This window comes from Streptomyces sp. NPDC007896 (genome assembly GCF_042959425.1).
Taxonomy (GTDB): Bacteria; Actinomycetota; Actinomycetes; order Streptomycetales; family Streptomycetaceae; genus Streptomyces.
This window is the reverse complement of sequence record NZ_JBIBKX010000002.1, coordinates 79,820-104,665: the sequence shown is the minus strand read 5'-3', so window position 1 is coordinate 104,665 and position 24,846 is coordinate 79,820. Positions and strand designations below refer to the sequence as shown.

The 24,846-nt window shown below is 67.8% G+C and carries 21 protein-coding genes; 9 read left to right on the top strand and 12 right to left on the bottom strand.

Features of this window, described 5'->3' with window-relative positions:
* Positions 1-7: 7 nt before the first annotated feature.
* The 7 genes from gyrA to dnaA all read right to left on the bottom strand — a co-directional run bounded on the left by gyrA (position 8) and on the right by dnaA (position 12,246).
* Positions 8-2,602 (bottom strand): DNA gyrase subunit A, encoded by a 2,595-nt coding sequence (gene gyrA, locus ACFZDJ_RS08075; protein ID WP_390932683.1) that lies wholly within the window; start codon positions 2,600-2,602, stop codon positions 8-10.
* Positions 2,603-2,644: 42 nt separating this feature from the next.
* Positions 2,645-4,705, bottom strand: coding sequence for a DNA topoisomerase (ATP-hydrolyzing) subunit B (gene gyrB, locus ACFZDJ_RS08070; protein WP_248296821.1), 2,061 nt, complete (start codon positions 4,703-4,705; stop codon positions 2,645-2,647).
* A 365-nt stretch (positions 4,706-5,070) separates the two neighbouring features.
* Positions 5,071-5,652: a DUF721 domain-containing protein gene (locus tag ACFZDJ_RS08065; protein ID WP_168493570.1), complete on the bottom strand. Its 582-nt coding sequence runs from the start codon at positions 5,650-5,652 to the stop codon at positions 5,071-5,073.
* Positions 5,649-6,770 (bottom strand): DNA replication/repair protein RecF, encoded by a 1,122-nt coding sequence (recF, locus tag ACFZDJ_RS08060; RefSeq protein WP_101399098.1) that lies wholly within the window; start codon positions 6,768-6,770, stop codon positions 5,649-5,651. Before recF ends, ACFZDJ_RS08065 begins: the two co-directional genes overlap by 4 nt.
* A gap of 63 nt (positions 6,771-6,833) precedes the next feature.
* Positions 6,834-7,709, bottom strand: coding sequence for a phosphogluconate dehydrogenase (NAD(+)-dependent, decarboxylating) (gnd, locus tag ACFZDJ_RS08055; protein WP_067376663.1), 876 nt, complete (start codon positions 7,707-7,709; stop codon positions 6,834-6,836).
* A 188-nt stretch (positions 7,710-7,897) separates the two neighbouring features.
* Positions 7,898-9,028, bottom strand: a complete 1,131-nt coding sequence (gene dnaN, locus ACFZDJ_RS08050; RefSeq protein WP_384913786.1) for a DNA polymerase III subunit beta — start codon at positions 9,026-9,028, stop codon at positions 7,898-7,900.
* 1,088 nt (positions 9,029-10,116) lie between these two features.
* On the bottom strand, positions 10,117-12,246 hold the full coding sequence (gene dnaA, locus ACFZDJ_RS08045; protein ID WP_391057012.1) for a chromosomal replication initiator protein DnaA: 2,130 nt from the start codon (positions 12,244-12,246) through the stop codon (positions 10,117-10,119).
* Positions 12,247-12,645: 399 nt separating this feature from the next.
* Between dnaA and rpmH the strand changes: the two genes are divergently transcribed.
* From rpmH to ACFZDJ_RS08000, 9 genes are all read left to right on the top strand, one after another.
* Positions 12,646-12,783, top strand: coding sequence for a 50S ribosomal protein L34 (gene rpmH / locus ACFZDJ_RS08040; RefSeq protein ID WP_006381191.1), 138 nt, complete (start codon positions 12,646-12,648; stop codon positions 12,781-12,783).
* Between the two features lie 20 nt (positions 12,784-12,803).
* The gene (rnpA, locus tag ACFZDJ_RS08035; protein WP_075031495.1) at positions 12,804-13,175 is read left to right on the top strand and encodes a ribonuclease P protein component; all 372 of its coding nucleotides are present in this window, start codon (positions 12,804-12,806) and stop codon (positions 13,173-13,175) included.
* Positions 13,172-13,537 (top strand): membrane protein insertion efficiency factor YidD, encoded by a 366-nt coding sequence (yidD, locus tag ACFZDJ_RS08030; RefSeq protein ID WP_390932673.1) that lies wholly within the window; start codon positions 13,172-13,174, stop codon positions 13,535-13,537. Before rnpA ends, yidD begins: the two co-directional genes overlap by 4 nt.
* A 3-nt stretch (positions 13,538-13,540) precedes the next feature.
* Positions 13,541-14,833 (top strand): membrane protein insertase YidC, encoded by a 1,293-nt coding sequence (gene yidC, locus ACFZDJ_RS08025; RefSeq protein ID WP_391057009.1) that lies wholly within the window; start codon positions 13,541-13,543, stop codon positions 14,831-14,833.
* A gap of 15 nt (positions 14,834-14,848) precedes the next feature.
* On the top strand, positions 14,849-15,358 hold the full coding sequence (locus tag ACFZDJ_RS08020) for a R3H domain-containing nucleic acid-binding protein (protein WP_067376675.1): 510 nt from the start codon (positions 14,849-14,851) through the stop codon (positions 15,356-15,358).
* Between the two features lie 157 nt (positions 15,359-15,515).
* Positions 15,516-16,232, top strand: a complete 717-nt coding sequence (rsmG, locus tag ACFZDJ_RS08015; protein WP_390932668.1) for a 16S rRNA (guanine(527)-N(7))-methyltransferase RsmG — start codon at positions 15,516-15,518, stop codon at positions 16,230-16,232.
* A 339-nt stretch (positions 16,233-16,571) separates the two neighbouring features.
* On the top strand, positions 16,572-17,645 hold the full coding sequence (locus ACFZDJ_RS08010; protein ID WP_075031515.1) for a ParA family protein: 1,074 nt from the start codon (positions 16,572-16,574) through the stop codon (positions 17,643-17,645).
* On the top strand, positions 17,642-18,736 hold the full coding sequence (locus ACFZDJ_RS08005; protein WP_385381063.1) for a ParB/RepB/Spo0J family partition protein: 1,095 nt from the start codon (positions 17,642-17,644) through the stop codon (positions 18,734-18,736). The genes ACFZDJ_RS08010 and ACFZDJ_RS08005 overlap by 4 nt, the downstream gene beginning before the upstream one ends.
* Before the next feature lie 326 nt (positions 18,737-19,062).
* A complete protein-coding gene (locus ACFZDJ_RS08000) occupies positions 19,063-19,680 on the top strand; it encodes a GNAT family N-acetyltransferase (protein ID WP_054236435.1) in 618 nt (205 codons plus the stop codon).
* Positions 19,681-19,795: 115 nt separating this feature from the next.
* On the opposite strand, the gene trxA is transcribed toward ACFZDJ_RS08000, so the two are convergent.
* The 5 genes from trxA to ACFZDJ_RS07975 form a co-directional block, all read right to left on the bottom strand.
* Positions 19,796-20,146, bottom strand: coding sequence for a thioredoxin (trxA, locus tag ACFZDJ_RS07995; RefSeq protein WP_054236436.1), 351 nt, complete (start codon positions 20,144-20,146; stop codon positions 19,796-19,798).
* Positions 20,147-20,188: 42 nt separating this feature from the next.
* Entirely contained in the window at positions 20,189-21,151 is a 963-nt protein-coding gene (gene trxB / locus ACFZDJ_RS07990; protein WP_391057006.1) for a thioredoxin-disulfide reductase, read from the bottom strand.
* A 182-nt stretch (positions 21,152-21,333) separates the two neighbouring features.
* Complete coding sequence (locus tag ACFZDJ_RS07985) at positions 21,334-22,278, bottom strand: hypothetical protein (RefSeq protein WP_168509647.1); 945 nt, start codon at positions 22,276-22,278, stop codon at positions 21,334-21,336.
* A complete protein-coding gene (sigM, locus tag ACFZDJ_RS07980; protein ID WP_391057003.1) occupies positions 22,275-23,006 on the bottom strand; it encodes an RNA polymerase sigma factor SigM in 732 nt (243 codons plus the stop codon). The genes ACFZDJ_RS07985 and sigM overlap by 4 nt, the downstream gene beginning before the upstream one ends.
* A 28-nt stretch (positions 23,007-23,034) precedes the next feature.
* Positions 23,035-24,750: a protein kinase family protein gene (locus ACFZDJ_RS07975; protein ID WP_390932662.1), complete on the bottom strand. Its 1,716-nt coding sequence runs from the start codon at positions 24,748-24,750 to the stop codon at positions 23,035-23,037.
* Positions 24,751-24,846: the final 96 nt, after the last annotated feature.

Sequence of the window (24,846 nt, the reverse complement as noted above, 5' to 3'; positions counted from 1 at the left end):
CCTCGCGCTACTCGGGCGAGGACTGCTCGCCCTCGTCCGTACCGACGGCCTCGATGCCCTCGGCGGTCTCGTCCTCGGCGATCTCGCCGTCGACTTCCTCCGCCTCGCGACCGGCCTCGGCGTTACGAGCGATGCCGACCACGGCATCGCGCTTGCCCAGGTTGATCAGTTGGACGCCCATGGTGTCACGGCCCGTCTCCCTGACCTCGTTGACTCGCGTACGAATCACACCGCCGGACAGGGTGATGGCGAGGATCTCGTCCGTCTCCTCGACCACCAGCGCGCCGACGAGGGACCCGCGGTCCTCGACGATCTTGGCGGCCTTGATACCGAGGCCACCACGACCCTGAACGCGGTACTCGTCAACGGCGGTCCGCTTCGCGTACCCACCGTCCGTAGCAGTGAACACGAACGTACCGGGTCGAACAACATTCATCGAGAGCAGCTCGTCGCCCTCGCGGAAACTCATCCCCTTGACGCCCGAGGTCGCACGGCCCATCGGCCGCAGGGCGTCATCCGTCGCCGTGAACCTGATCGACTGCGCCTTCTTGCTGATCAGCAGCAGATCGTCCTCGGCCGAGACGAGCTCGGCTCCGATCAGTTCGTCGTCGGAACCGTCCTCCGTCTCGCGGAGGTTGATCGCGATGACACCGCCTGAGCGCGGGGAATCGTAATCCTTCAGAGGCGTCTTCTTCACGAGACCGCCCTTGGTGGCCAGCACCAGATAAGGCACCGCGTCGTAATCACGGATCGCGAGGATCTCGGCGATCGCCTCGTCCGGCTGGAAGGCCAGCAGGTTCGCGACGTGCTGTCCACGCGCGTCACGCCCGGCGTCAGGGAGCTCGTACGCCTTCGCGCGGTAGACGCGGCCCTTGTTGGTGAAGAACAGCAGCCAGTGGTGCGTCGTCGACACGAAGAAGTGGTCGACGATGTCGTCCTGCTTCAGCTTCGCGCCGCGTACGCCCTTGCCGCCCCGCTTCTGCGAGCGGTAGTCCTCGGTCTTGGTCCGCTTGATGTAGCCGCCACGCGTGATGGTGACGACGATGTCCTCTTCGGCGATCAGGTCCTCGATGGACATGTCACCGTCGAAGGGCACCAGCTTGGAGCGACGGTCCTCGCCGAACTTGTCGACGATCGCCGCGAGTTCCTCGCTGATGATGGAGCGCTGGCGCTCCGGCGAGGCGAGGATCGCGTTGTACTCGGTGATCTTCGCCTGGAGCTCGTCGTGCTCCTGGATGATCTTCTGACGCTCCAGGGCGGCCAGCCGGCGCAGCTGCATCTCGAGGATGGCGTTCGCCTGGATCTCGTCGATCTCCAGGAGGCCCATCAGGCCCTCGCGCGCGATCTCGACGGTGTCACTGCGCCGGATCAGCGCGATGACCTCGTCGATGGCGTCCAGGGCCTTCAGGAGGCCACGCAGGATGTGCGCGCGCTCCTCGGCCTTGCGCAGCCTGAAGCGCGTACGCCGGACGATGACCTCGATCTGGTGCGTCACCCAGTGGCGGATGAACGCGTCGAGCGACAGCGTGCGCGGGACGCCGTCCACCAGCGCCAGCATGTTGGCGCCGAAGTTCGACTGCAGATCGGTGTGCTTGTAGAGGTTGTTCAGGACGACCTTGGCGACCGCGTCGCGCTTCAGGACGATGACCAGCCGCTGGCCCGTACGGGACGAGGTCTCGTCGCGGACGTCGGCGATGCCCCCGACCTTGCCGTCCTTGACCAGGTCGGCGATCTTCTGCGCGAGGTTGTCGGGGTTGGTCTGGTAGGGGAGTTCGGTGACCACCAGGCACTGGCGGTTCTGGATCTCCTCGACCTCGACGACCGCGCGCATCGTGATGGAGCCACGGCCCGTGCGGTACGCCTCCTCGATGCCCTTTCGGCCCACTACCAGGGCGCCGGTCGGGAAATCGGGGCCCTTGATGCGCTCGATCAGGGCGTCGAGCAGCTCCTCATGGCTGGCCTCGGGGTTCTCGAGGTACCACTGGGCGCCGGCCGCGACCTCACGGAGGTTGTGCGGCGGGATGTTGGTGGCCATGCCGACCGCGATGCCCGCCGAACCGTTGATCAGCAGGTTCGGGAACCGGGCCGGCAGAACCGTCGGCTCCTGGTTGCGTCCGTCGTAGTTGTCCGTGAAGTCGACGGTCTCCTCGTCGATGTCACGGACCATCTCCATGGACAGCGGCGCCATCTTGCACTCGGTGTAGCGCATGGCGGCCGCGGGGTCGTTGCCCGGAGAGCCGAAGTTGCCGTTGGAGTCCACCAGCGGCATCCGCATCGACCACGGCTGCGCGAGGCGGACCAGCGCGTCGTAGATCGAGGAGTCGCCGTGCGGGTGGTAGGTGCCCATGACGTCGCCGACGACACGGGCGCACTTGTAGAAGCCCTTCTCGGGCCGGTAGCCGCCGTCGTACATGGCGTACAGGACGCGGCGGTGGACGGGCTTGAGGCCGTCCCGGACATCGGGCAGCGCACGCGACACGATGACGGACATCGCGTAGTCGAGATACGAGCGCTGCATCTCCGTCTCGAGCCCGACGGGCTCGACGCGCAGGGTGATCTCGCCGCCTTCTTCAGGCGTGCTCGGAGTGTTCTCGTCGGCCATTGCTGGTGAAGATCCTTTCTGCTGCGGTCAGCTGAGACCGACTCAGATGTCGAGGAAGCGGACGTCCTTGGCATTGCGCTGGATGAACGCGCGGCGAGCCTCGACGTCCTCGCCCATGAGGACCGAGAACAGGTCGTCGGCCTGGGCGGCGTCGTCGAGCGTGACCTGACCGAGGACCCGGTGCTCCTGGTCCATGGTCGTGATGCGCAGCTCCTCGGCGTTCATCTCGCCGAGGCCCTTGAAGCGCTGGACCGAGTCGTCGCGGATACGCTTGCCGGCCTGCTTGCCCAGCTCGATCAGCGCGTCGCGCTCACGGTCCGAGTACGCGTACTCGAAGTCGTCCCGGCCCCACTTGATCTTGTACAGCGGGGGGCGCGACAGGAACACGTGCCCGGCCTCGACCAGCGGCCGCATGAAGCGGAACAGGAAGGTCAGCAGCAGGGTGTTGATGTGCTGGCCGTCGACGTCGGCGTCCGCCATCAGGATGATCTTGTGATAGCGGAGCTTCTCGATGTCGAAGTCCTCGTGGACCCCGGTGCCGAAGGCCGAGATCAGCGCCTGGATCTCCTGGTTCTGCAGGATCTTGTCGATCCGCGCCTTCTCGACGTTGAGGATCTTGCCTCGGATCGGGAGGATCGCCTGGTACTGCGGGTTGCGGCCGGACTTGGCCGAGCCACCGGCGGAGTCACCCTCGACGATGAAGATCTCGCACTTGGTGGGGTCGTTCGACTGGCAATCGGACAGCTTGCCCGGCAGGGACGCCGTCTCCAGGAGGCCCTTGCGGCGGGTGAGGTCGCGGGCCTTGCGGGCCGCCACGCGCGCGGTGGCCGCCTGGATGGACTTGCGGACGATGTCCGCGGCCTCGTTCGGGTTGCGGTCCAGCCAGTCGTTGAGGTGCTCGTAGACGGCCTTCTGGACGAAGGTCTTCGCCTCCGTGTTGCCCAGCTTGGTCTTGGTCTGGCCCTCGAACTGGGGCTCGCTCAGCTTGACCGAGATGATCGCGGTCAGACCCTCTCGGATGTCGTCACCGGTGAGGTTGTCGTCCTTCTCACGCAGCAGCTTCTTGTCGCGCGCGTACTTGTTGATCAGCGAGGTCAGCGCCGCACGGAAGCCCTCCTCGTGCGTACCGCCCTCGTGGGTGTGGATGATGTTGGCGAAGGAGTACACGCCCTCGCTGTAGCCGCTGTTCCACTGCATCGCGACCTCGAGGGACAGGCTCTTGTCCTTGTCCTCGGCCTCGAGATCGATGACGGTGGGGTGCACCGCGTCTCCCTTGCGGGAGTTCAGGTACTTCACGAAGTCGACGATGCCGCCCTCGTAGTGGTACGTGACGGTCTTGACCTCGGCCTTCTCGTCCGCACCCGCCTCGTCCGCACCGGCAGTGGCCTTCGCCGACTCGCGCTCATCAGTGAGTTTGATCGTCAAACCCTTGTTGAGGAACGCCATCTCCTGGAAGCGCCGCGAGAGCGTCTCGAAGGAGTACTCGGTCGTCTCGAAGATGTCACTGTCGGCCCAGAAGGTGACCGAGGTGCCGGTCTCGTCCGTGGCCTCGTGCTCGACGAGAGGGGCGGTCGGGACGCCCATCTTGTAGTCCTGCGTCCAGCGGCGTCCGTCGGTCTTGACCTCGACGGAGACCTTGCTCGACAGGGCGTTCACGACGGAGACGCCGACGCCGTGCAGACCACCGGAGACCGCGTAGCCGCCGCCGCCGAACTTACCGCCCGCGTGCAGGACCGTCAGCACGACCTCGAGGGCCGGCTTCCCTTCGGAGGGAACGATGCCCACGGGGATGCCGCGGCCGTTGTCCACGACACGCACGCCGCCGTCGGCGAGGATCGTGATGTCGATCGTGTCCGCGTGGCCGGCCAGCGCCTCGTCGACGGAGTTGTCGACGACCTCGTACACGAGGTGGTGCAGTCCGCGCTCGCCGGTCGAGCCGATGTACATACCGGGTCGCTTGCGAACCGCGTCCAGACCCTCGAGGACGGTGATGGCGCTGGCGTCGTACGAGGCTGTGACCTCGCCGTTCGAGGTCGTGGCCTCGGCGTTGTCGCCGGCGTCGGTGGACGGGGTGTTCTCGTTGGGGTTGCCGGAATCGGCCACGAAGCGCCCTTTCTGGCACAGCACAAGCCAAGCTCGTCGGCGGGTTGCCGGAGCGGCTGCGGCACGTTGCGTTGGTAAGCCTTGATCAGCGTTGCTCAGCTTTTCCCGGACGGTCCCCGCAAGCGGGGCGGGATTAGCTTCCAGTCTACCGGTAGCGCCGACAGTGATGGGGGTTTGCCGGTACCTGAGTCCGCATGTGCCGCCCTGAACCGGTCTCTCCCGACTCCCCATATGTGGACCCGGGCTCAAAGAGGCTTACAGCGGCACTCAGCGCTTCCGGGTGTCAACCCTTGGCTACCGCGGAGTCAGGTCGGTGTTCGCAACCGCGTGCACTCCCGCGCAGCGGCCACTCGATGTGGCCTCTGTCACCCGTAGGTGTCGCCGGGACCCGTGCTTCCAGGGGCGCGCAGGGGGCCGAAGCGGCGCGCGGGACCGCCGGGGCCCTGCACCTTGATCAGCCGCACCGTGCCGTGCCCGAGGTCCTGGTTCAACCGCGCGACCACCTGCGGAGCGAGCAGCCGCAACTGGGTGGCCCAGGCGGTCGAGTCGCACTGCACGGTCAGCACCCGCTCGTCCTCGTCGTACTTCTGCGGGACGCAGTGCTTGGCCAGATCCTCGCCGACGATCTGCGGCCAGCGGCCCATCACACCGCCCACCGCGGCCGGGGTCTCCCAGCCGCGCTCGGTGAGCAGCCGGTTGATCGCGGCGCCGAGCGCCATCGGATCACGCCCGTCGGCGCGCGCGCCGGAGCGCAGACCGCCGCGCCGCGCCTGCTTCTTCTGCTGTGCCGCGTCCCCCCGCGCGCGTGCCTGCTCCTTCGCGGCGCGCAACGCCACGCGCGCGAGGTCGACGCCGGAGTGCTCGGGGGTCTTCTTGGAGGCCGTCTCCGGGCCCTTCTCCGGGGCTCCCTCGGAGGCGGCCGATTCACCGGATGTGTTCTCCGTCATACCCGCTCCACCGTGCCCTCGGAGACGGCGTACCGCGTCCCCGTCAGTACGTCCGGTACGTCGTCGTCGACCGCGGCCGTCACGAGGACCTGCTCGCCGGGAGCGACGAGTTCCGCGAGGCGCTCTCTTCTGCGGCTGTCCAGTTCGGCGAAGACGTCGTCGAGGACCAGCACCGGTTCATTGCCCTCGGCCCTCAGGAGGTCGTACGAGGCCAGGCGCAGCGCCAGCGCGTACGACCAGGACTCGCCGTGGGAGGCGTATCCCTTGGCGGGCAGCTGACCGAGTTTGAGGACCACGTCGTCCCGATGGGGTCCTACGAGGGTCACGCCCCGCTCGATCTCCTGCTTGCGGACCTCGGCGAGCGCCGCCATCACCTGCTCGTACAGGTCCTCGCGGGTGTGCGCCTCGCCGGGCGCGGACGGCTTGTACTCCAGGGCGACGGGTCCGCCGCCGGGGGCCAACTGCTCGTACGCCTTGTCGGCCAACGGCTGGATCGCGGCGACCAGGTCGAGCCGCTGGGCGAGCAGTTCGGCGCCCACGCGCGCGAGGTGCTGGTCCCACACGTCGAGCGTGGAGAGGTCCATGGTGCGGCCGCCGTGACGGCGGGCCAGCGCGGCCGACTTCAGGAGAGTGTTGCGCTGCTTGAGGACCCGCTCGTAGTCGGAGCGGACGCCCGCCATCCGCGGGGAGCGGGCGGTGATCAGTTCGTCGAGGAAGCGGCGCCGCTCACCGGGGTCGCCCTTGATCAGCGCGAGATCCTCGGGCGCGAACAGCACGGTCCGCACGATGCCGAGCACATCACGGGGTCTGACCTGCGAGGACCTGTTGATGCGGGCACGGTTGGCCTTGCCGGGGTTCAGCTCCAGCTCGACGAGCTGCTGGCGCTCGCCCTGGCGGACATTGGCCCGGATGATCGCCCGGTCGGCGCCCATGCGCACCAGCGGCGCGTCGGAGGAGACGCGGTGGCTGCCGAGGGTCGCGAGATAGCCGACCGCCTCGACCAGATTCGTCTTGCCCTGTCCGTTGGGGCCCACGAACGCGGTGACGCCCGGGTCGAGCGGGACCTCGACCCGGGCGTACGAGCGGAAGTCGGCCAGCGACAGATGCGTGACGTGCATGGTCGTTCGCCGACCTCCCCCAGGGTTGTGGATCCACCGCCGCACGGCCTGTGGATCTGTGGATTACTTCGTCTCGACCGCGTGGCCGCCGAACTGGTTGCGCAGCGCCGCGACCATCTTCATCTGCGGCGAGTCCTCCTGCCGCGAGGCGAACCGCGCGAACAGCGACGCGGTGATCGCGGGCAGCGGCACCGCGTGGTCGATGGCGGCTTCCACGGTCCAGCGGCCCTCGCCGGAGTCCTGTGCGTAACCGCGCAGCTTCTCCAGGTGCTCGTCCTCGTCCAGGGCGTTCACCGCCAGGTCCAGCAGCCAGGAACGGATGACCGTACCTTCCTGCCAGGAGCGGAAGACCTCACGCACGTCGGTGACGGAGTGGACCTTCTCCAGGAGCTCCCAGCCCTCGGCGTAGGCCTGCATCATGGCGTACTCGATGCCGTTGTGGACCATCTTGGAGAAGTGGCCCGCGCCGACCTTGCCGGCGTGCACCGCTCCGAAGTCGCCCTCCGGCTTGAGTGCCTCGAAGATCGGCTGCACCTTGGCGATGTTCTCGGCGTCGCCGCCGTACATCAGCGCATAGCCGTTCTCCAGGCCCCAGACGCCGCCGGAGACGCCGCAGTCGACGAAACCGATGCCCTTGGCGGCCAGTTCCTCCGCGTGCTTCTCGTCGTCCGTCCAGCGGGAGTTGCCGCCGTCCACGACGACGTCACCGGGTTCCAGGAGCTCGCCGAGCTGGTCGACGGTGGACTGCGTGGCGGCACCGGCCGGGACCATCACCCACACCACGCGCGGACCCTTGAGCTTGCCCACAAGCTCTTCCAGGCTGTGGACATCGGCGAGGTCCGGGTTGCGGTCGTATCCGATGACGGTGTGGCCTGCGCGGCGGATCCGCTCGCGCATGTTGCCGCCCATCTTGCCGAGGCCGACGAGACCGAGCTCCATCAGGTTGTTCCTTAGGTTTGCGACGTGGCGTGAGGGCACTTTCGTACCTGTGTCTGAGCCTAAACCCGGACGCTCACGCACACCTGTGGGCATAGCCGCTCAGGCGTACACCCCACCTGTGGATGCGCCCGCCGGACGACCGGGCCGATCAGACCGACCGTCCGGCGGGCCCGGTGGGCTCACATCGCTCAGCCGCTCAGACGCACCGGCATGATCAGGTACTTGTAGGCCTCGTCCGCCTCGGCGTCCAGGGCGGGCCTGCCGCTCAGCAGCGCGGGCTTCGTGGACGTCGTGAAGGAGAGCTGCGCCACCGGCGAGTCGATGGCGCTCAGGCCGTCGAGCAGGAACGTCGGGTTGAAGGCGATCGAGACGTCGTCGCCCTCCAGCTGCGCGTCGACCCTTTCCACAGCCTGTGCGTCGTCGCTGGAGCCCGCCTCCAGGATCAGCACGCCCTGCTCGAAGCTCAGACGCACCGGGGTGTTGCGCTCGGCGACCAGGGCCACACGCTTGACGGCCTCCACGAAGGGGGCGGTCTCGATCACGGCGATGGAGTTGAACTCCGTCGGGAACAGCGAGCGGTACTTCGGCAGGTCGCCCTCCAGCAGGCGGGTGGTCGTACGCCGACCCGCGCCCTCGAAGCCGATCAGGCCCTCGCCGGCGCCCGAGCCGGACAGCGCCAGGATCACGCTGTCGCCGCTCGTGAGGGCCTTGGCGGTGTCCAGGAGCGTCTTGGCGGGCACCAGGGCCACCGCGGACGCCTCGGGGTTCTCCGGCTTCCACAGGAACTCACGGACCGCGAAGCGGTAGCGGTCGGTGGAGGCCAGGGTGACCGTGTCGCCCTCGATCTCGATGCGCACACCGGTGAGCACGGGCAGCGTGTCGTCACGGCCCGCCGCGATGGCCACCTGGGCGGCCGCCGAGGCGAAGACCTCACCAGGGACGGTGCCGGTCGCCGACGGCATCTGCGGCAGTGCCGGGTACTCCTCCACAGGCAGGGTGTGGAGTGTGAATCGCGAGGAGCCACAGACCACGGTCGCCCGTACACCGTCTGTGGAAATCTCCACCGGCCTGTTGGGGAGGGCGCGGCAGATGTCCGCGAGCAGGCGGCCGGAGACGAGGACCGTGCCTTCCTCGTCGACCTCCGCGTCCACGGAGACGCGTGCCGAGACCTCGTAGTCGAAGCTGGAGAGGCTCAGGGAGCCCTCCTCGGCCTTCAGAAGGAGGCCGGCGAGCACAGGCGCCGGCGGACGGGCCGGGAGGCTGCGTGCCGCCCAGGCCACTGCCTCCGCGAGTACGTCGCGTTCCACCCGGATCTTCACCGTTGCCGCCTCCGTCTGTTGCCGGCGCTCTCGCCCTGCTGGCCTTCGTCGTCTGACTCGGTGTCGTTCAGCCCTGTGGCGGGAAGGACACCGGGGACCAGTCTGACGCACCGCACTGACAGTCGGTGCCCCTCGGGGTCAAGTCGTGCCGAGCGGCACCTGAGCCTCCGAGAGCGAGTTGTGCACAGCCCCGTCTTCGAAACGATTCCCAGCCTCTATCTAGTTGGTCTTAGTAGTAGGGCCTGTGGAAACCGTGGATAACCGCGTTGTCGCAGGTCAGCCGGGATTTTTTGTCCACTGACCCTGTGGGCGGAGGCGGTGGACAACCGGGGGTATCTGTGGACGACGAAAAGTTCTGCACACTCGATGCACAGCCTCGGGCCACTTCTCCCCAGATCCGTCCCCAGCTTTACCCACGTTCCCCACAGGCCAATCCGGCACCTTGGTGTGACGCCTTTCACTCGACACGGTGATCGGGCGCGTCACGTTGCCGAACAGTGGACAGGGGTGTGGAGAAGCTGGGGACGGCTGGGGACAACCGGCTCCAGCCTGTGGGTCGTCGGTGGACAACTTCGTGCACACCCTGTGGATCTTTTCTTCGTCCACAGTCTGTGGAGAGTCTTCGTCCACGAATCCACAGGGGGCTGACCTGGTCTGATGGTCTTTCAACAGCGGCCCCTGTGGACACGATCGGGAAAACTTCGCGGTCCCCAGGGTGTGGACGCCAGAAAGTCACCGAATCTGTGGAGAGTGGCCGTAACCCGGCCCGTATTCGAACAGCTGATGTCGTTCCGGTAGCGGTGAAACGAGAGCCGACGGCCTCGGAACGGGCCTCAGAAGCTCTCGGAGCCCCCTTGGGACGGGTCTCAGAAGCTCGCTGACGCCCCTCGGAGCGAGGTCCAGAACCTTCCGGGGCCCTCTCGGAGCGGGTGCCGGGGGCTCTGGGACGGCGTCCGGAATCCCTCTCGGCGCGTATGCGGGTTCCGTGGGCCAGCTCGGCGCGCATGAGGGCTCCGCGGGCCAGAACTGCGAAAGGCGCCCTCGGGAACGTGTCCCGGGGCGCCCTCGGCGGCGTACCGCCGCGCCTGTCAGCCGTTCTTGATGCGGTTGGTGAGCTCGGTGACCTGGTTGTAGATGGAGCGGCGCTCGGCCATCAGCGCGCGGATCTTGCGGTCGGCGTGCATGACGGTCGTGTGGTCGCGGCCGCCGAACTGCGCGCCGATCTTCGGCAGCGAGAGATCGGTGAGCTCGCGGCACAGGTACATGGCGATCTGCCGCGCGGTCACCAGGACGCGACTGCGTGAGGACCCGCACAGGTCGTCCACCGTGAGGCCGAAGTAGTCCGCGGTGGCCGCCATGATCGCGGTCGCGGTGATCTCCGGCGCGGAGTCCTCGCCGCCCGGGATCAGGTCTTTCAGGACGATCTCCGTCAGCCCGAGATCCACCGGCTGCCGGTTGAGCGACGCGAACGCCGTCACCCGGATCAGCGCGCCCTCCAGCTCACGGATGTTGCGCGAGATCCGGGACGCGATGAACTCGAGCACCTCCGGCGGAGCGTTGAGCTGCTCCTGCACCGCCTTCTTACGAAGGATCGCGATACGCGTCTCCAGCTCGGGCGGCTGGACGTCCGTGATCAGACCCCACTCGAAACGGTTCCGCAGACGGTCCTCCAGGGTCACCAGTTGCTTGGGCGGCCGGTCGCTGGAGAGCACGATCTGTTTGTTCGCGTTGTGGAGCGTGTTGAAGGTGTGGAAGAACTCCTCCTGCGTCGACTCCTTGTCCGCCAGGAACTGGATGTCGTCGACCAGCAGGATGTCCATCTCGCGGTACCGCTTGCGGAAGCTGTCGCCCTTGCCGTCGCGGATGGAGTTGATGAACTCGTTGGTGAACTCCTCGGAGCTCACGTACCGCACACGCGTGCCCGGGTAGAGGCTGCGCGCGTAGTGCCCGATCGCGTGCAGCAAGTGCGTCTTGCCGAGACCCGACTCCCCATAGATGAAGAGGGGGTTGTACGCCTTCGCCGGCGCCTCGGCGACAGCGACCGCGGCGGCGTGCGCGAAGCGGTTCGAGGCGCCGATGACGAAGGTGTCGAAGAGGTACTTCGGGTTGAGGCGCGCGGTGGGCTCGCCCGGACCGGACGCAGGCGCGGGCTTCGCGCCCAGTGGGCCGGGTGCGCCGCTGGAGGACGGCAGCGAGGAGCTGCCGCGATGCAACGGCGCACCGCCCGAGGACGGCTCCTGGAGGTCGCGGCGGTCGGGGCGCTCGTATTCGGAGCGCGGCTGCTCGTAGTCCTGACGCTGCTGCTCGTAGGGCGGCCGCTCCATCGACTGCGGCCGGTAGTCCTGCGAGGGCGAGGCATACGGGTCGCGGTCGGGGAAGCCGAGGCGCTGCTGCTGCCAGCCGTAGTCGTCCTGGGCGTGCCGCGGCCAGGCGCCGGGCTCGGGGCGCTGGTAGTCCGGGTAGGCGGGGCGGGCGGTCGGCAGGTGGTCCGCGCGGGACGAGGGCAGCTGGTCGGAGCGGCCGGACGGCAGCTGGTCCCCGGGGGCGCCCGGGAGCTGGTCGGAGCGACCGCCTCGGTGATCACCCCGGTGGTCTTCGGCGCGGTGGCGGCCGTACCCCTCGTATCCGTCGCGGCGCTGTGCGTCATAGGGGTTGCGCTCGTCACGGCCCGGGGAGTCGTAGCCGCCCCGGTCTTCGCGGCTCTGGGAGTCGTAACCGTGGCGCTCGTCACGGCTCTGGCCGCCGTAGCTGTTGCGCTCCTCACCGCCCTGGCCGCCGCCGTAGGGGCTCCGGTCCTCGCCGCCCTGGCCGCCGTAGGGGTTTCGCTCGTCGCCGCCGACCTGACCGTCGTACGCGTCACGGCCCTGGCCCGAGCCGGAGGGGAGCTCGGGCTCCTCGTACCGGGGCTGGGGGGCGGGCGGCGTCGGAGGCTGGGGTTCCCCTGCCGAGTCGTCGACGGTGATCGCGATGCGGATCGGGCGGCCGCACTCGCGGCTCAGCGTGTCACTGACGATCGGTGCGAGACGTCCTTCGAGGACGCCCTTCGCGAATTCGTTCGGAACCGCGAGCAGCGCGGTGTCCGCGACCAGCGCCAGCGGCTGGCAGCGCTTGATCCAGTGCTCGTCCTTCGCCTCCACACCCTGACCGCGGCCCTCGCCGAGGAGCTGTTCCAGTACTCGTGGCCACACTGCGGCAAGATCGGCAGGTACGTCAGCCACAGGGCACGCTCTCTCACGGGTCCCACGAACGTGTGGTTCTGGGAACAGGTTGGGAAGTCAGTCGGGTGGGGCGGTGGGAACAAATCCGCTGGGGCGGGGGGAAGGGAACGAATCGGAGTTCAGCCACGGTAGTCAGGGCGACCGCTGCGGTTCAAGTTGTTGTCCCCAGCCTGTGGATAGTGTCTCCTGCCAGGAGCCGGTTTGACCGGATGGCGTAGCCGCGCGTACCGTGACCAGGTCGAGTTGTCGATGGCTGCTGCCGCCTGCCTCCGATGGGCACAGGTCACGTCGAGTGATCGGGAAGCGGTGCACTCGGGCGTAATTACGAGCTACCTCGTGGGCGCACGGTGACAGCCAAGGCGGCACCCCGCCACCACCGATTCTTTCTGGAGCCCCCGAGTGAGCAAGCGCACCTTCCAGCCGAACAACCGTCGTCGCGCCAAGACCCACGGCTTCCGCCTGCGGATGCGCACCCGTGCCGGCCGCGCGATTCTCGCGAACCGCCGTGGCAAGGGTCGCGCCAGCCTGTCCGCCTGATAACAACAGGTCATGATGTCGTGCTGCCTACCGAGCATCGGCTGAGGCGGCGCGAGGACTTCGCGACCGCGGTACGTCGAGGACGCCGGGCCGGACGCCCGCTCCTCGTCGTCCATCTACGTAGCGGTGCAACGGACCCGCACGCGCCTGGGGAGAGCGCTCCCCCGACGCGTGCGGGTTTCGTCGTGAGCAAGGCCGTGGGTGGAGCGGTGGTCCGCAACAAGGTGAAGCGCAGACTTCGCCATCTGATGCGTGACCGAGTCGCCCAGTTGCCCCCCGGTAGCCTGGTAGTCGTACGAGCGCTGCCCGGTGCGGGCGACGCCGACCATGAACAGCTGGCCCGAGACCTGGATGCCGCCCTTCAGCGGCTGCTGGGAGGGGGCGCGCGATGAAGTACCCGCTGCTGGCTCTTATCAAGCTGTACCAGTGGACGATCAGCCCGCTGCTCGGGCCGGTGTGCAAGTACTACCCGTCGTGCTCCCACTACGGCTACCAAGCCATCGACCGGCACGGTGCGATCAAGGGAACGGCACTCACCGCCTGGCGCATCCTCCGGTGCAATCCGTGGTCGCTGGGCGGCGTGGACCATGTGCCGCCGCGCAAGCATCCGCGGTGGCACGAAATGCTGCGTAACGCCTGGCGCGCACGCAAGGGCGGGAACTCCGCCGCCGAACCGGCCATTGAGGGTCATGGAATGTCCGACCATCCCTCGAGCCCGGCCGCCGAGACCCCGTCCCATGCTCAAGGAGCCTGATTAGTGGACACGATTGCCAGTCTTTTCAGCTTCATCACGACACCCGTTTCCTGGGTCATCGTCCAGTTCCACTCTGTGTACGGGAAGATCTTCGGTCCCGATACGGGCTGGGCCTGGGGCCTGTCCATCGTGTCCCTGGTGATCCTGATCCGTATCTGCCTGATCCCGCTCTTCGTGAAGCAGATCAAGGCCACTCGGGCCATGCAGACGCTGCAGCCCGAGATGAAGAAGATCCAGGAGCGCTACAAGAACGACAAGCAGCGCCAGTCCGAAGAGATGATGAAGCTGTACAAGGAGTCGGGTACCAACCCGCTCTCCTCGTGCCTTCCCATCCTGGCGCAGTCGCCGTTCTTCTTTGCTCTGTACCACGTGCTCAACGGCATCGCGACCGGCTCGACGATCGGCGTCATCAACGAATCGCTGCTGGCCAGCGCTCGTAAGGCGCACATCTTCGGCGCCCCGTTGGCCGCGAAGTTCACGGACGGACAGGCCAAGGTCGAGGCCCTCGGTGCCTCGCTGACCGATGTCCGGGTCGTCACCGCGATCATGATCGTGATGATGTCGGCGTCGCAGTTCTACACGCAGCGCCAGCTGATGACGAAGAACGTCGACACCACGGTGAAGACGCCCTTCATGCAGCAGCAGAAGATGCTGATGTACGTCTTCCCGGTCATGTTCGCCGTCTTCGGCATCAACTTCCCGGTCGGTGTCCTCGTCTACTGGTTGACCACCAACGTGTGGACCATGGGCCAGCAGATGTACGTCATCCGCAACAACCCGACCCCGGGTTCCAAGGCTCAGGCCGCGTACCTCGAGCGCCTGCAGAAGCACGTCACGCACCACGAGAAGACGCGCAGCCGTGGCGAGAAGGCCATCGTCAAGGCGATCGTCTCCAAGGGCCGTGACCGCAACGAGTTCGAGCGCAAGTTCATCAACAGCCTGACCAAGGTGGGCCTGGTGGCCCAGGCCGACGGCACCGTGGTGAAGGGGCAGGCCGAGGCGGCTGTCGAGGCCGAGGACGGCACCACGACCACCACCGGCGGCGCTCCCAAGCGTCAGCAGCCGAAGCGCCAGTCCAAGTCCCAGCGCCAGTCGGGCACGGCGGCCGGAGGGGCGAAGGCGGCAGGTGAGCCCGAGCCGAAGACCTCGCTGACCAAGTCCGACGAGCCGCAGGACGCCAAGCCCGCCCCCAAACCGGCAGGCGGCGGCAACAAGCCCGGCACCGGTACCCGCAGCAAAGCCCAGTCCGGACAGCGCAAGGGTCCGCAGCGGCCCAAGTCCCCGTCCAAGAAGTAAGAAGGAGTCCATCCCGTGACGGAAGGCACCACCTCCGCCGCCGCTGAGGGCGACACCCTGACCCGCCTTGAGCAGGAAGGCGAGATCGCGGCGGACTACCTCGAGGGTCTGCTGGACATCGCCGATCTCGACGGCGACATCGACATGGACGTCGAGGCCGACCGCGCCGCTGTCTCGATCATCAGCGACGCCGGCAGCCGTGACCTGCAGAAGCTGGTCGGTCGCGACGGCGAGGTGCTCGAGGCCCTCCAGGAGCTCACGCGCCTGGCCGTTCACCGGGAGACCGGGGACCGCAGCCGGCTGATGCTGGACATCGCGGGCTACCGGGCCAAGAAGCGCGAGGAGCTCTCCGAGCTGGGCGCCAAGGCCGCGGCCGAGGTGAAGAGCTCCGGCGAGCCGGTGAAGATGAAGCCGATGACGCCCTTCGAGCGCAAGGTCGTCCACGACGCGGTCAAGGCCGCGGGTCTGCGCAGTGAGTCCGAGGGCGAGGAGCCGCAGCGCTTCGTCGTCGTGCTTCCCGCCTGATCAGTACGAAGGTTCCTTCGGCCCCGTCTGTTGAGCAGGCGGGGCCGAACTTTGTCAGCCTGATAGTCCCTCGTAGTCCCTCGTAGTTCCTGGTAATCCCTGATAGCCCTGGTGGTCAGCGCTCAGCGCGCTTATGCGGTACGGAAGGACGGTCCCCGTGACGGAGGCAGCGGAGCTTCCCCCTGCGCCCGAGCAGGCACGCGAGGTATTCGGCGATCGCTTCGCAGACGCGGTCCGGTACGCGGAGCTGTTGGCCGAGGCGGGGGTGCAGCGAGGGCTGATCGGTCCCCGCGAGGTGCCCCGACTGTGGGAGCGGCACCTGCTGAACTGCGCGGTGCTCTCCGAGGTCGTGCCCGAGGGCGTGACCGTGTGCGACGTCGGCTCCGGCGCGGGGCTGCCCGGCATCCCGCTGGCCCTGGTCCGGGAAGACATCAAGATCACTCTGCTGGAACCGCTGCTGCGGCGGACCACCTTTCTCACCGAGGTCGTCGAGCTCCTCGGCCTCCACCATGTGACCGTCGTGCGTGGCCGCGCCGAAGAGGTCATGGGCAAGCTGCCGGCTGTCCACGTGGTGACGGCCCGGGCTGTCGCTCCACTGGACCGGCTGGCGACGTGGGGCATCCCCCTTCTCCGCCCGTACGGCGAGATGCTGGCTCTCAAGGGCGACACTGCTGAGGAGGAGCTGAAGAGCGCCGCGACGGCCCTCAGCAAGCTTGGCGCCGTGGAGACGTCCATCCTGCACGTCGGCGAGGGCATTGTGGACCCGCTGTCGACCGTGGTGCGGGTGGAGGTCGGCGAGAGCCCAGGCGGCGTGCGCTTCGCCGCGAAGAGGGCGAAGGCGGCCCGGACGGGGCGGACGCGCCGACGGCGCTGATCATGAGCGCGAAATGGATCGTGGACTCCCGGTTCCGCAGGGCGGAGCCGGGAGTTCTTTGTCACTCTGACTGATCCGTCCTGACGACGAGCCGTACTCCACACAAGCTGCCAAACCTACGCATCTCGGAGTGTCGCGCCGTGATGGCCCTGCCCGCTAGGCATCGTGTTTCACGTGAAACGTCGCTCACTGCTGCACGGCATCATCAGTCGCGGCCGGGCCGCGGCCGAACCCCGCGACCGGAAGCCTCTCGGTTCACTCGCGAAGGGTGCGGAGTTGTCCACAGAGGTGGATTTCTCCACAGAAGAACGGGCCTCGCTGGTTCACGACCCCGAAGGCATGGGAGGCTCTGTTCATTGCGAGCCTGAAGTCGAGGAGAGTGAATCCTTGCGGTCCGACGCCAACATCGCGGGACCGATGACCGATCCGGTCCCCGGTCCCCGTACCGAGTCGATGGGGGAGGATGTTTCACGTGAAACACCGCCCCCAATGGACGACACCCCTATTGGTCGTGCTGCCCAACTGGCGGTGGAGGCGCTGGGGCGCGCCGGTGAGGGCCTGCCACGGCCAGAACAGACCCGCGTCATGGTGGTCGCCAACCAGAAGGGTGGGGTGGGCAAGACCACGACCACGGTCAACCTTGCCGCCTCGCTTGCCCTGCATGGCGGCCGTGTCCTGGTGATCGACCTCGACCCTCAGGGCAACGCCTCCACCGCGCTGGGTATCGACCATCACGCCGAAGTGCCTTCCATCTACGACGTGCTGATCGACAGTAAACCGCTCTCCGAAGTCGTCCAGCCGGTCCCCGATGTCGAGGGCCTCTTCTGTGCGCCTGCCACGATCGATCTCGCCGGTGCGGAGATCGAGCTGGTGTCCCTGGTGGCACGGGAGAGCCGGCTGGAGCGGGCGATTCAGGCGTACGAGCAGCCGCTGGATTACATCCTCATCGACTGCCCACCGTCGCTCGGCCTCCTCACGGTCAACGCGCTGGTCGCCGGTGCGGAGGTCCTCATTCCTATCCAGTGCGAGTACTACGCGCTGGAAGGCCTGGGCCAGCTCCTGCGTAACGTCGACCTGGTGCGGGGGCATCTCAACCCCAACCTCCATGTCTCGACGATCCTGCTCACCATGTATGACGGCCGGACGCGCCTCGCGTCCCAGGTCGCGGACGAGGTGCGCAGCCACTTCGGTGACGAGGTGCTGCGGACGAGCATTCCTCGCTCGGTCCGTATCTCCGAGGCCCCGAGCTACGGCCAGACGGTGCTGACCTACGATCCAGGGTCTAGCGGCGCTCTCTCGTATCTTGAGGCTGCACGAGAAATCGCCCTCCGCGGAGTCGGAGTGGCGTACGACGCGCAGAACGCCCATGTGGGCGTACAGAACAGTCAGAACATGGTGGAGGGGATCCAGTGAGTGAGCGACGACGAGGGCTGGGGCGGGGCCTCGGCGCACTGATCCCCGCGGCTCCGACAGAGAAGACGGTTCCCTCGCCGGCAGGCGGATCCTCCGCCTCGTCGGCTGCTGTACCCGTGCTCACGGCGGAGCGCGGCGTGGCTGCGGCGAAGGTGACCACACTGCCGCCTGTTTCACATGAAACAGAGGAGTCGTCGGCGATCGGAACCCCGGAGGTGCCCTCCGCGCCTGTCGGTGCTCACTTCGCGGAACTGCCCCTCGACTACATCACCCCCAACCCGCGTCAGCCCCGTGAGGTGTTCGACGAGGACGCTCTTGCCGAGCTGGTTACCTCCATCAAGGAGGTCGGGCTTCTCCAGCCGGTCGTCGTGCGGCAGGTGGGTCCGGCACGCTACGAGCTCATCATGGGTGAACGGCGCTTCCGTGCCTGCCGTGAGGCGGGGCTTGAGGCCATTCCTGCGATCGTGCGGGCCACGGAGGACGAGAAGCTTCTCCTGGACGCGCTGCTGGAGAACCTGCATCGGGCCCAGCTGAACCCGCTGGAAGAGGCGGCCGCCTACGACCAGCTGCTCCAGGACTTCAACTGCACGCACGACCAGCTGGCGGACCGTATCGGCCGCTCGCGTCCGCAGGTCTCCAACACCCTGCGGCTGCTGAAGCTCTCGCCGTCGGTTCAGCGTCGTGTCGCAGCCGGAGTGCTCTCCGCGGGCCATGCCCGCGCCCTGCTCTCCGTCGCGGACTCGGAGGAGCAGGACCGGCTGGCTCACCGCATCGTGGCCGAGGGACTGTCGGTGCGGGCCGTCGAGGAGATCGTCACCCTCATGGGATCGCGCCCCCAGACCGCTGCGCGCTCCAAGGGACCGCGGGCCGGCACCCGGCTCTCCCCGGCGCTGAGCGACCTCGCCACCCGCCTTTCGGACCGCTTCGAGACCCGAGTGAAGGTCGACCTGGGGCAGAAGAAGGGAAAGATCACGGTCGAGTTCGCCTCGATGGACGACCTCGAGCGGATCCTCAGCTCTCTCGCCCCGGGTGAGGGAGGAGTTCTCCAGAGGAGCCTCCTGGACGACGACTCCGAGGACACAGAGGCCTGAGCCGCCCGGCGACGGGGCGGTCCCCGTCGGCCGACCACAAGAGCGGGCCGTGTCCGGTGTGTACCGGAACACGGCCTGCTCTTTGCTTTAAGGCAGTATCGATGCAATCGCATCGTGGATACGATGCGATCGGGTATGGCGCATCCACCTGGCGGCACCTTCATTGGGGAGGCGGGGGCCATGCAAACCGTGAGTCGTACCGGACTGGTGACCGCGGGCCTGGGACTGGGGGCGGTCGGTGGCTTCATCGGCAGCCTGCTCAGGGAGCGAAGCGCTCTGACAGCCGCTCGCGACGCTGCGGGCGCAGGAAGCGAGGAACATCCTTCATGGGGCGCCGGCTCGTACCGCTCACGCTGGACAACCTTCCGGACCTTCCCAAGCGCTGTCGCGCGTGTGTCTTCTGGGAACTGGATCCCGTCAGTGGGGAAGCCGCGGTAAAGGCGGGAAGGCCCGAACTCGAGAAGGAGGCGTGGATCTCCGCCGTCCTGCTGGAGTGGGGATCCTGTGGCCGCGTCGTCTACGTGGACGACGTACCAGTGGGCTTCGTGCTGTACGCACCCCCCGCCTATGTACCCCGCTCCACGGCGTTCCCCACGAGCCCGGTCTCACCGGACGCCGTCCAGCTGATGACCGCCTTCATCATGCCGGGCTATCAGGGACAGGGACTCGGCCGGGTGATGGTCCAGACGGTCGCCAAGGATCTGCTGCGGCGAGGCTTCAAGGCGATCGAAGCCTTCGGGGACGCACGGTGGAAGGAACCGGCCTGTGTGCTCCCCGCCGACCATCTTCTCGCGGTCGGCTTCAAGACGGTACGCCCCCACCCCAGGTACCCCCGCCTGAGGCTGGAGCTGCGGACGACGCTCTCCTGGAAGGAAGATGTGGAGTTGGCTCTGGACCGCCTCCTGGGAGCGGTACAGAAGGAACCGGCGCTTCGTCCTCTGTAGCCGTGGTGCTGCCTGCCGACGCAACCCCTCTGTCACGCGAATGGGCCAGCCCTTCCGGGCTGGCCCATTCGTGTTTCACGTGAAACATCGCCGCCGTTGTCGGAGGCGCTTCCGGTCAGACGGTCTTCTCGGCGCCCTCGGTGATGAAGTCCTCCAGGTCGCGGACGATCGCGGCCTTCGGCTTCGCACCCACGATGGTCTTGGCGACCTCGCCACCCTGGTAGACGTTCAGGGTCGGGATGGACATCACGCCGTACTTGGCAGCAGTACCCGGGTTCTCATCGATGTTGAGCTTGACGACCTCGATCTGGTCGCCGTACTCCGCGGCGATCGCTTCGAGGGACGGCGCGATCTGGCGGCACGGACCGCACCAGGCGGCCCAGAAGTCCACCAGGACGGGCTTGTCGCTCTTGAGGACGTCCTGCTCGAAAGAGTCGTCGGTCACATTCTTCAGGGTGCCGGCCACGGCGGGCTCCTTAACTGGTTGGTGCGGTGGGGCGGACGGGGGTCAGGCGGTGGCAGCCGCGGCGGTCTCGCTGTCCGCGAGGGCAGCGAGGTAGCGCTCGGCGTCGAGGGCGGCGGAGCAGCCGGTGCCGGCCGCGGTGATCGCCTGGCGGTACGTGTGGTCGACGACATCACCGGCGCCGAAGACACCGGTCAGGTTCGTCCGGGTCGAAGGCGCCTCGACCGTGAGGTAGCCCTCCTCATCCAGGTCGAGCTGGCCCTTGAAGAGCTCGGTGCGCGGGTCGTGGCCGATCGCGATGAACAGGCCGGTCACCGCCAGGTCGGAGATCTCACCGGTCTTGAGGTTGCGCAGCTTCAGGCCGGCAAGCTTGGGGTTGCCCTCGATCGAGGCGATCTCACTGTCCCAGACGAAGCTGATCTTCGGGTCGGCGAAGGCACGCTCCTGCATCGCCTTGGAGGCGCGCAGGCTGTCACGGCGGTGCACGATCGTCACGGACTTGGCGAAGCGGGAGAGGAAGGTGGCTTCCTCCATCGCGGTGTCGCCACCGCCGATCACGGCGATGTCCTGGTCCTTGAAGAAGAAGCCGTCACAGGTCGCGCACCACGAGACGCCGCGTCCGGAGAGAGCGTCCTCGTTGGGCAGACCGAGCTTGCGGTGCTGCGAGCCCGTCGTGACGATGACGGCCTTGGCGCGGTGCACGGTGCCCGCGGTGTCCGTGACGGTCTTGATCTCGCCCGTCAGGTCTACGGCGACGACGTCGTCCGGGATCAGCTCGGCACCGAAGCGCTCGGCCTGGGCGCGCATGTTGTCCATGAGCTCGGGGCCCATGATGCCGTCCTGGAAACCGGGGAAGTTCTCCACCTCGGTGGTGTTCATCAGCGCACCACCGGCGGTGACGGCGCCTTCGAAGACCAGCGGCTTCAGCGACGCGCGCGCGGTGTAGAGCGCTGCCGTGTAGCCGGCAGGCCCTGATCCGATGATGATCACGTTACGGACGTCGCTCACGGCTTGATTCCTCGTCTCTGGAGACTGCTGCGTACTACCGGTGGGAGCCTCTCTCAGAACTCTCACCCCACCCAACGGATACTAAGGGGCTTGCATTCCCTGTGTGTCCGGGCACACGGAGACGAGAACCGCACAGAGATGCCAGGGGTTACTGGGGAGGCGGCCGGTCGACGCGGAGGTGCTCAGGAGCGGGCGTACGAGTGCGTCAGCAGGAGCTTGCCAGGGGACGCCGAAGCCTGCTTCACGCACGCGGCTTCGACGATGTACGCCGTGACCTTCGTGCTGTCGGAGGCGTCGGGCACTACCACGAGATACACCGTCGTCCCCTTGTACGTGCCCTGCTGCGCCGCGAGGATCGCTGCGCTGCTTCCGGTCCCTTTCTGAATGCAGTCGGGGACCTGCACGGTCGGTGTGATCAAGGTGTCGACCCCGGCGGACCCGTTGCCCGCGTCGTTGGACTGGACTCCCCAGGGGCGCTTCGGGCTGGCGGAGGGGGTGCTCGCGCTCCTGTTCTTCGCGAGGAGATCCGCCACCTGAGTCTTCAGCTCCCCCTCGGAAAAAGTGTCCTTCGCCCCCTGCTGTGTCACCGTCTGGGGGCTCTTGCCGGAGCCGTCGCCCAGCGACTGCACGAGGATGGCGCCCAGCCCGAGAGCGGCGGCCGTGAACACCGTGCCGAGAACGACCACCCTGCGGCGCCCACGGCGGCCCCGACGCGAGCGGCCGGGACCGGTGGCAGCGTGGGGACGTCCCGAGGGGCGGTCCGTGAGGGAAGCAGGGTTCGGTTCGCCTGGCGTGTGTGAAACAGCGGCGACCGATGTTTCACGTGAAACACTCGCGCGGTCGTCCTCGGCCGCTTCGCGGTCGGGCGCCGTGGCACTCAGCAGAGCCTCCGCGGCAAGGGCGGCATCGATACGGCCGGCCACATCATCGGGCATGCGCGTGGGTCCCGGCAGAGTGCCGAGCAGCCCCCGGATCTCCTCCAGGGAGTCGTACACGTCGGCGCAGAGCACGCACTCGTCGAGGTGTCGCCGTAGGTCCGCGGTGCGGGAAGGCGGGAGCAGCCCCTCGGAGAGGTCGGAGATCTCCGCGACATCCGGGTGCCCGGCCGTATCCGTCGTGGATGTCACGCTCGCCCACCTCCGCCCTTCACAGCAGCTGAATCGCTTGGTCCTGCATCGCGTGGGCCTGCATCGTGCGGTCCCGCTGCCGGTGGGACGGATGCCCCCTGCGTCCGGTTCCTTCCGCCGCCCGACTTGTTGCCGCCCCCGCCGCTTCCGTTGTCCGCACGGAGATGGGCGAGCAGCGGGAACAGTCTGGCTCTGCCCCTTGCGCAACGGCTCTTCACCGTGCCGACGGGTACATCGAGGACACGGGCCGCCTCCGCCACGGGGTAGCCCTGCATGTCCACCAGGACGAGAGCGGCGCGCTGGTCTGCCGGGAGCGTACTCAGTGCCGTCAGCAGCTCGCGGTGCAGATCGTTGCGCTCGGCCGGGGCGGAGGCGGACTCGTGCGGTTCGAGGAGCTGTTCCAGGCGTTCGGTGTCATCGACGGGAGACGTCTTCCTGGATGCGGCTTTGCGGGCGCGGTCCAGACAGGCGTTCACCGTGATGCGGTGCAGCCAGGTCGTGACGGCCGACTGGCCGCGGAAGGTGTGAGCGGCCCGGTAGGCGGAGACCAGCGCGTCCTGGACGGCGTCAGCGGCCTCCTCGCGGTCTCCCAGCGTCCGCAGGGCGACCGCCCAGAGCCGGTCGCGATGGCGCCGCACGATCTCGCCGAAGGCCTCGGGGTCGCCCTCTACGTGACGGGCGAGGAGGTCCTGATCGCTTGCGTCGCCGTATTCGGTTTCATCGGCCATCGGACCCCCTCCCCTTCGTCGACGAACGTCAGCCGGTGAACTTCACGTCCGTGATGGCTTGCTTGTAGCCGGCGCCGCTGTACTGATCACCGGACGCGTAGGGCATTGCCGTGATCCAGAGCAGCACGTACTGGGTCTTCGCCTTCTTGCTGACCGTGATCTTCGCGCTGGTGCCGCTCGTCGTGATGGTCCCGATCTTCGTCATCGAATCCACCGACGTCGAGGGACTCATCGAGTCCGTCCCATAGAGGGTGATCGTCGTGTGATCACCGGGGTACCGGAGCCCTATCGAAGCCGCCGTGACGGTCTGCTGCGAACCGAGGTCGTAGACGATGCCGACGCCGGGCTTGAAGGCCGGCTTCATCTCCGGACCGTCCACGAAGCTCTTGCTCCGCCAATACGTCGAGCTGTCGCCGTCGTACGTCTTGTCCACGTCCCCGGGCGCCTGGGCGTCACCCTTCGCGACGTACTCCCGCGCGCCCTTGATGACAATCGGCTTGACCGGCTTGGTCTTGTCGGTGTCCTTGCCGTTGCCGTCCGGCGTCTTGGTCTGCTGTGTGTCGTCGGACTTGCTGCGTTCCATCAGGGCGTCCGCGAGCTGCCAGCTGCCGAGGCCCAGGGCGGCGATCAGGAGGGCCGACACGGCCCACTTGAGGGCCTTGCCGGTGCGGCTCTGCAGCGGGGGCGGCGGGGCCGGTACGGGCTGCGTGGCGCCCATGTGGGGCGCGGGGCGGCCGTAGCCCTGCTGGTACGAGGTGCGCTGGTACTCCGGCGGGGCCGTGAACGCGGGCTCCGGCGGGCGGATGCGGGGCATCTCGGCGATCGCCTTCACCAGTTCCTCCGGCGTGGTGCACGGAGTCTCGTGGCGGGAGGCGGTCGCGCCGTCGTTGGCGAGCGCGCGCATGGCGAGCTCCGACAGGCCGCGGTGGACGCCGGCGCGTACCTGGTCGGGGGCGATCAGGCCGACCCCCTTGGGCAGCCCGGACAGACCGTAGGCGTCGTTGTCGTAGGGCCAGCGCTGGGTGAGCGCGGCGTACAGGAGCGCCCCGATCGCCTCTGTGTCGGTGCGCTGTGGGATGTCCGAGCTGATGCCGCGCAGCGCGGCGTTCACGGCGAGCCCACGGATGCGCCACTGGCCGGTCGAGGTGCGCAGCACGGCGCTGGGCGTCAGCCGCAGATGCGCGAGGCCCTCTCGGTGCGCGGCGGCCATGGCCTGGGAGACCTGGCTGACCATCTGGTAGGCCTCGTGCACCTCCAGCGGGCCCGAGGCCAGCAGCGCGGTCAGCTCCGTGGCGTCCGGCAGCCACTCGTGCACCACATAGACGAGGTCGTTCTCCTCGACCGCGTCCAGGACCTGGACGAACCGGGGATCGCCCAGCAGGGCCGAGGAACGGGCGGCCGCCAGTACAGAGCGGGCCCGTGGATGGTCGGCGGGCAGGAGATGCACACCGACGGCGCGGCGGAGTTTCTCGTCCACCGCACGCCAACTGCTGAAACCGTCCAGACGGGTGACACACTCCTCGAGGCGGTAACGCCCGGCGAGTTTGTGACCACTGTGCAGTTCGGGCGGTGAGGCCTTTCCGGGACTCTCGGTCCCGCCGCTCCCCTGTGCCTCTTCGCTGTCCGTCTCCCGCTCCCGGTTCTGGGCCACCCCGTCGGACGTGGACTGGTCCGCCTTGGCGGTCAGCGGCTCGTCGCCGCTGTTGTCTGCCACGTCGACGGCAGCCGTGCTCCGTTCCGCCACCGTCGTTCCCGCCTCCCCATTCGTTGCGCGCTGTCCGACGCAGAAACCAATTGTGCCCACAGTCCGGCGCTATGCACGACACACGGCGACGGACGA

Bases quoted from the DNA above. Each gene is read 5' to 3' on its own strand.
- sigM (WP_391057003.1), bottom strand. From the start codon at position 23,006: ATGGCCGATGAAACCGAATACGGCGACGCAAGCGATCAGGACCTCCTC.
- gyrA (WP_390932683.1), bottom strand. From the start codon at position 2,602: ATGGCCGACGAGAACACTCCGAGCACGCCTGAAGAAGGCGGCGAGATC.
- gnd (WP_067376663.1), bottom strand. From the start codon at position 7,709: ATGGAGCTCGGTCTCGTCGGCCTCGGCAAGATGGGCGGCAACATGCGC.
- ACFZDJ_RS08065 (WP_168493570.1), bottom strand. From the start codon at position 5,652: ATGACGGAGAACACATCCGGTGAATCGGCCGCCTCCGAGGGAGCCCCG.
- yidD (WP_390932673.1), top strand. From the start codon at position 13,172: ATGAAGTACCCGCTGCTGGCTCTTATCAAGCTGTACCAGTGGACGATC.
- recF (WP_101399098.1), bottom strand. From the start codon at position 6,770: ATGCACGTCACGCATCTGTCGCTGGCCGACTTCCGCTCGTACGCCCGG.
- ACFZDJ_RS08000 (WP_054236435.1), top strand. From the start codon at position 19,063: ATGGGGCGCCGGCTCGTACCGCTCACGCTGGACAACCTTCCGGACCTT.
- ACFZDJ_RS08010 (WP_075031515.1), top strand. From the start codon at position 16,572: ATGGGAGGCTCTGTTCATTGCGAGCCTGAAGTCGAGGAGAGTGAATCC.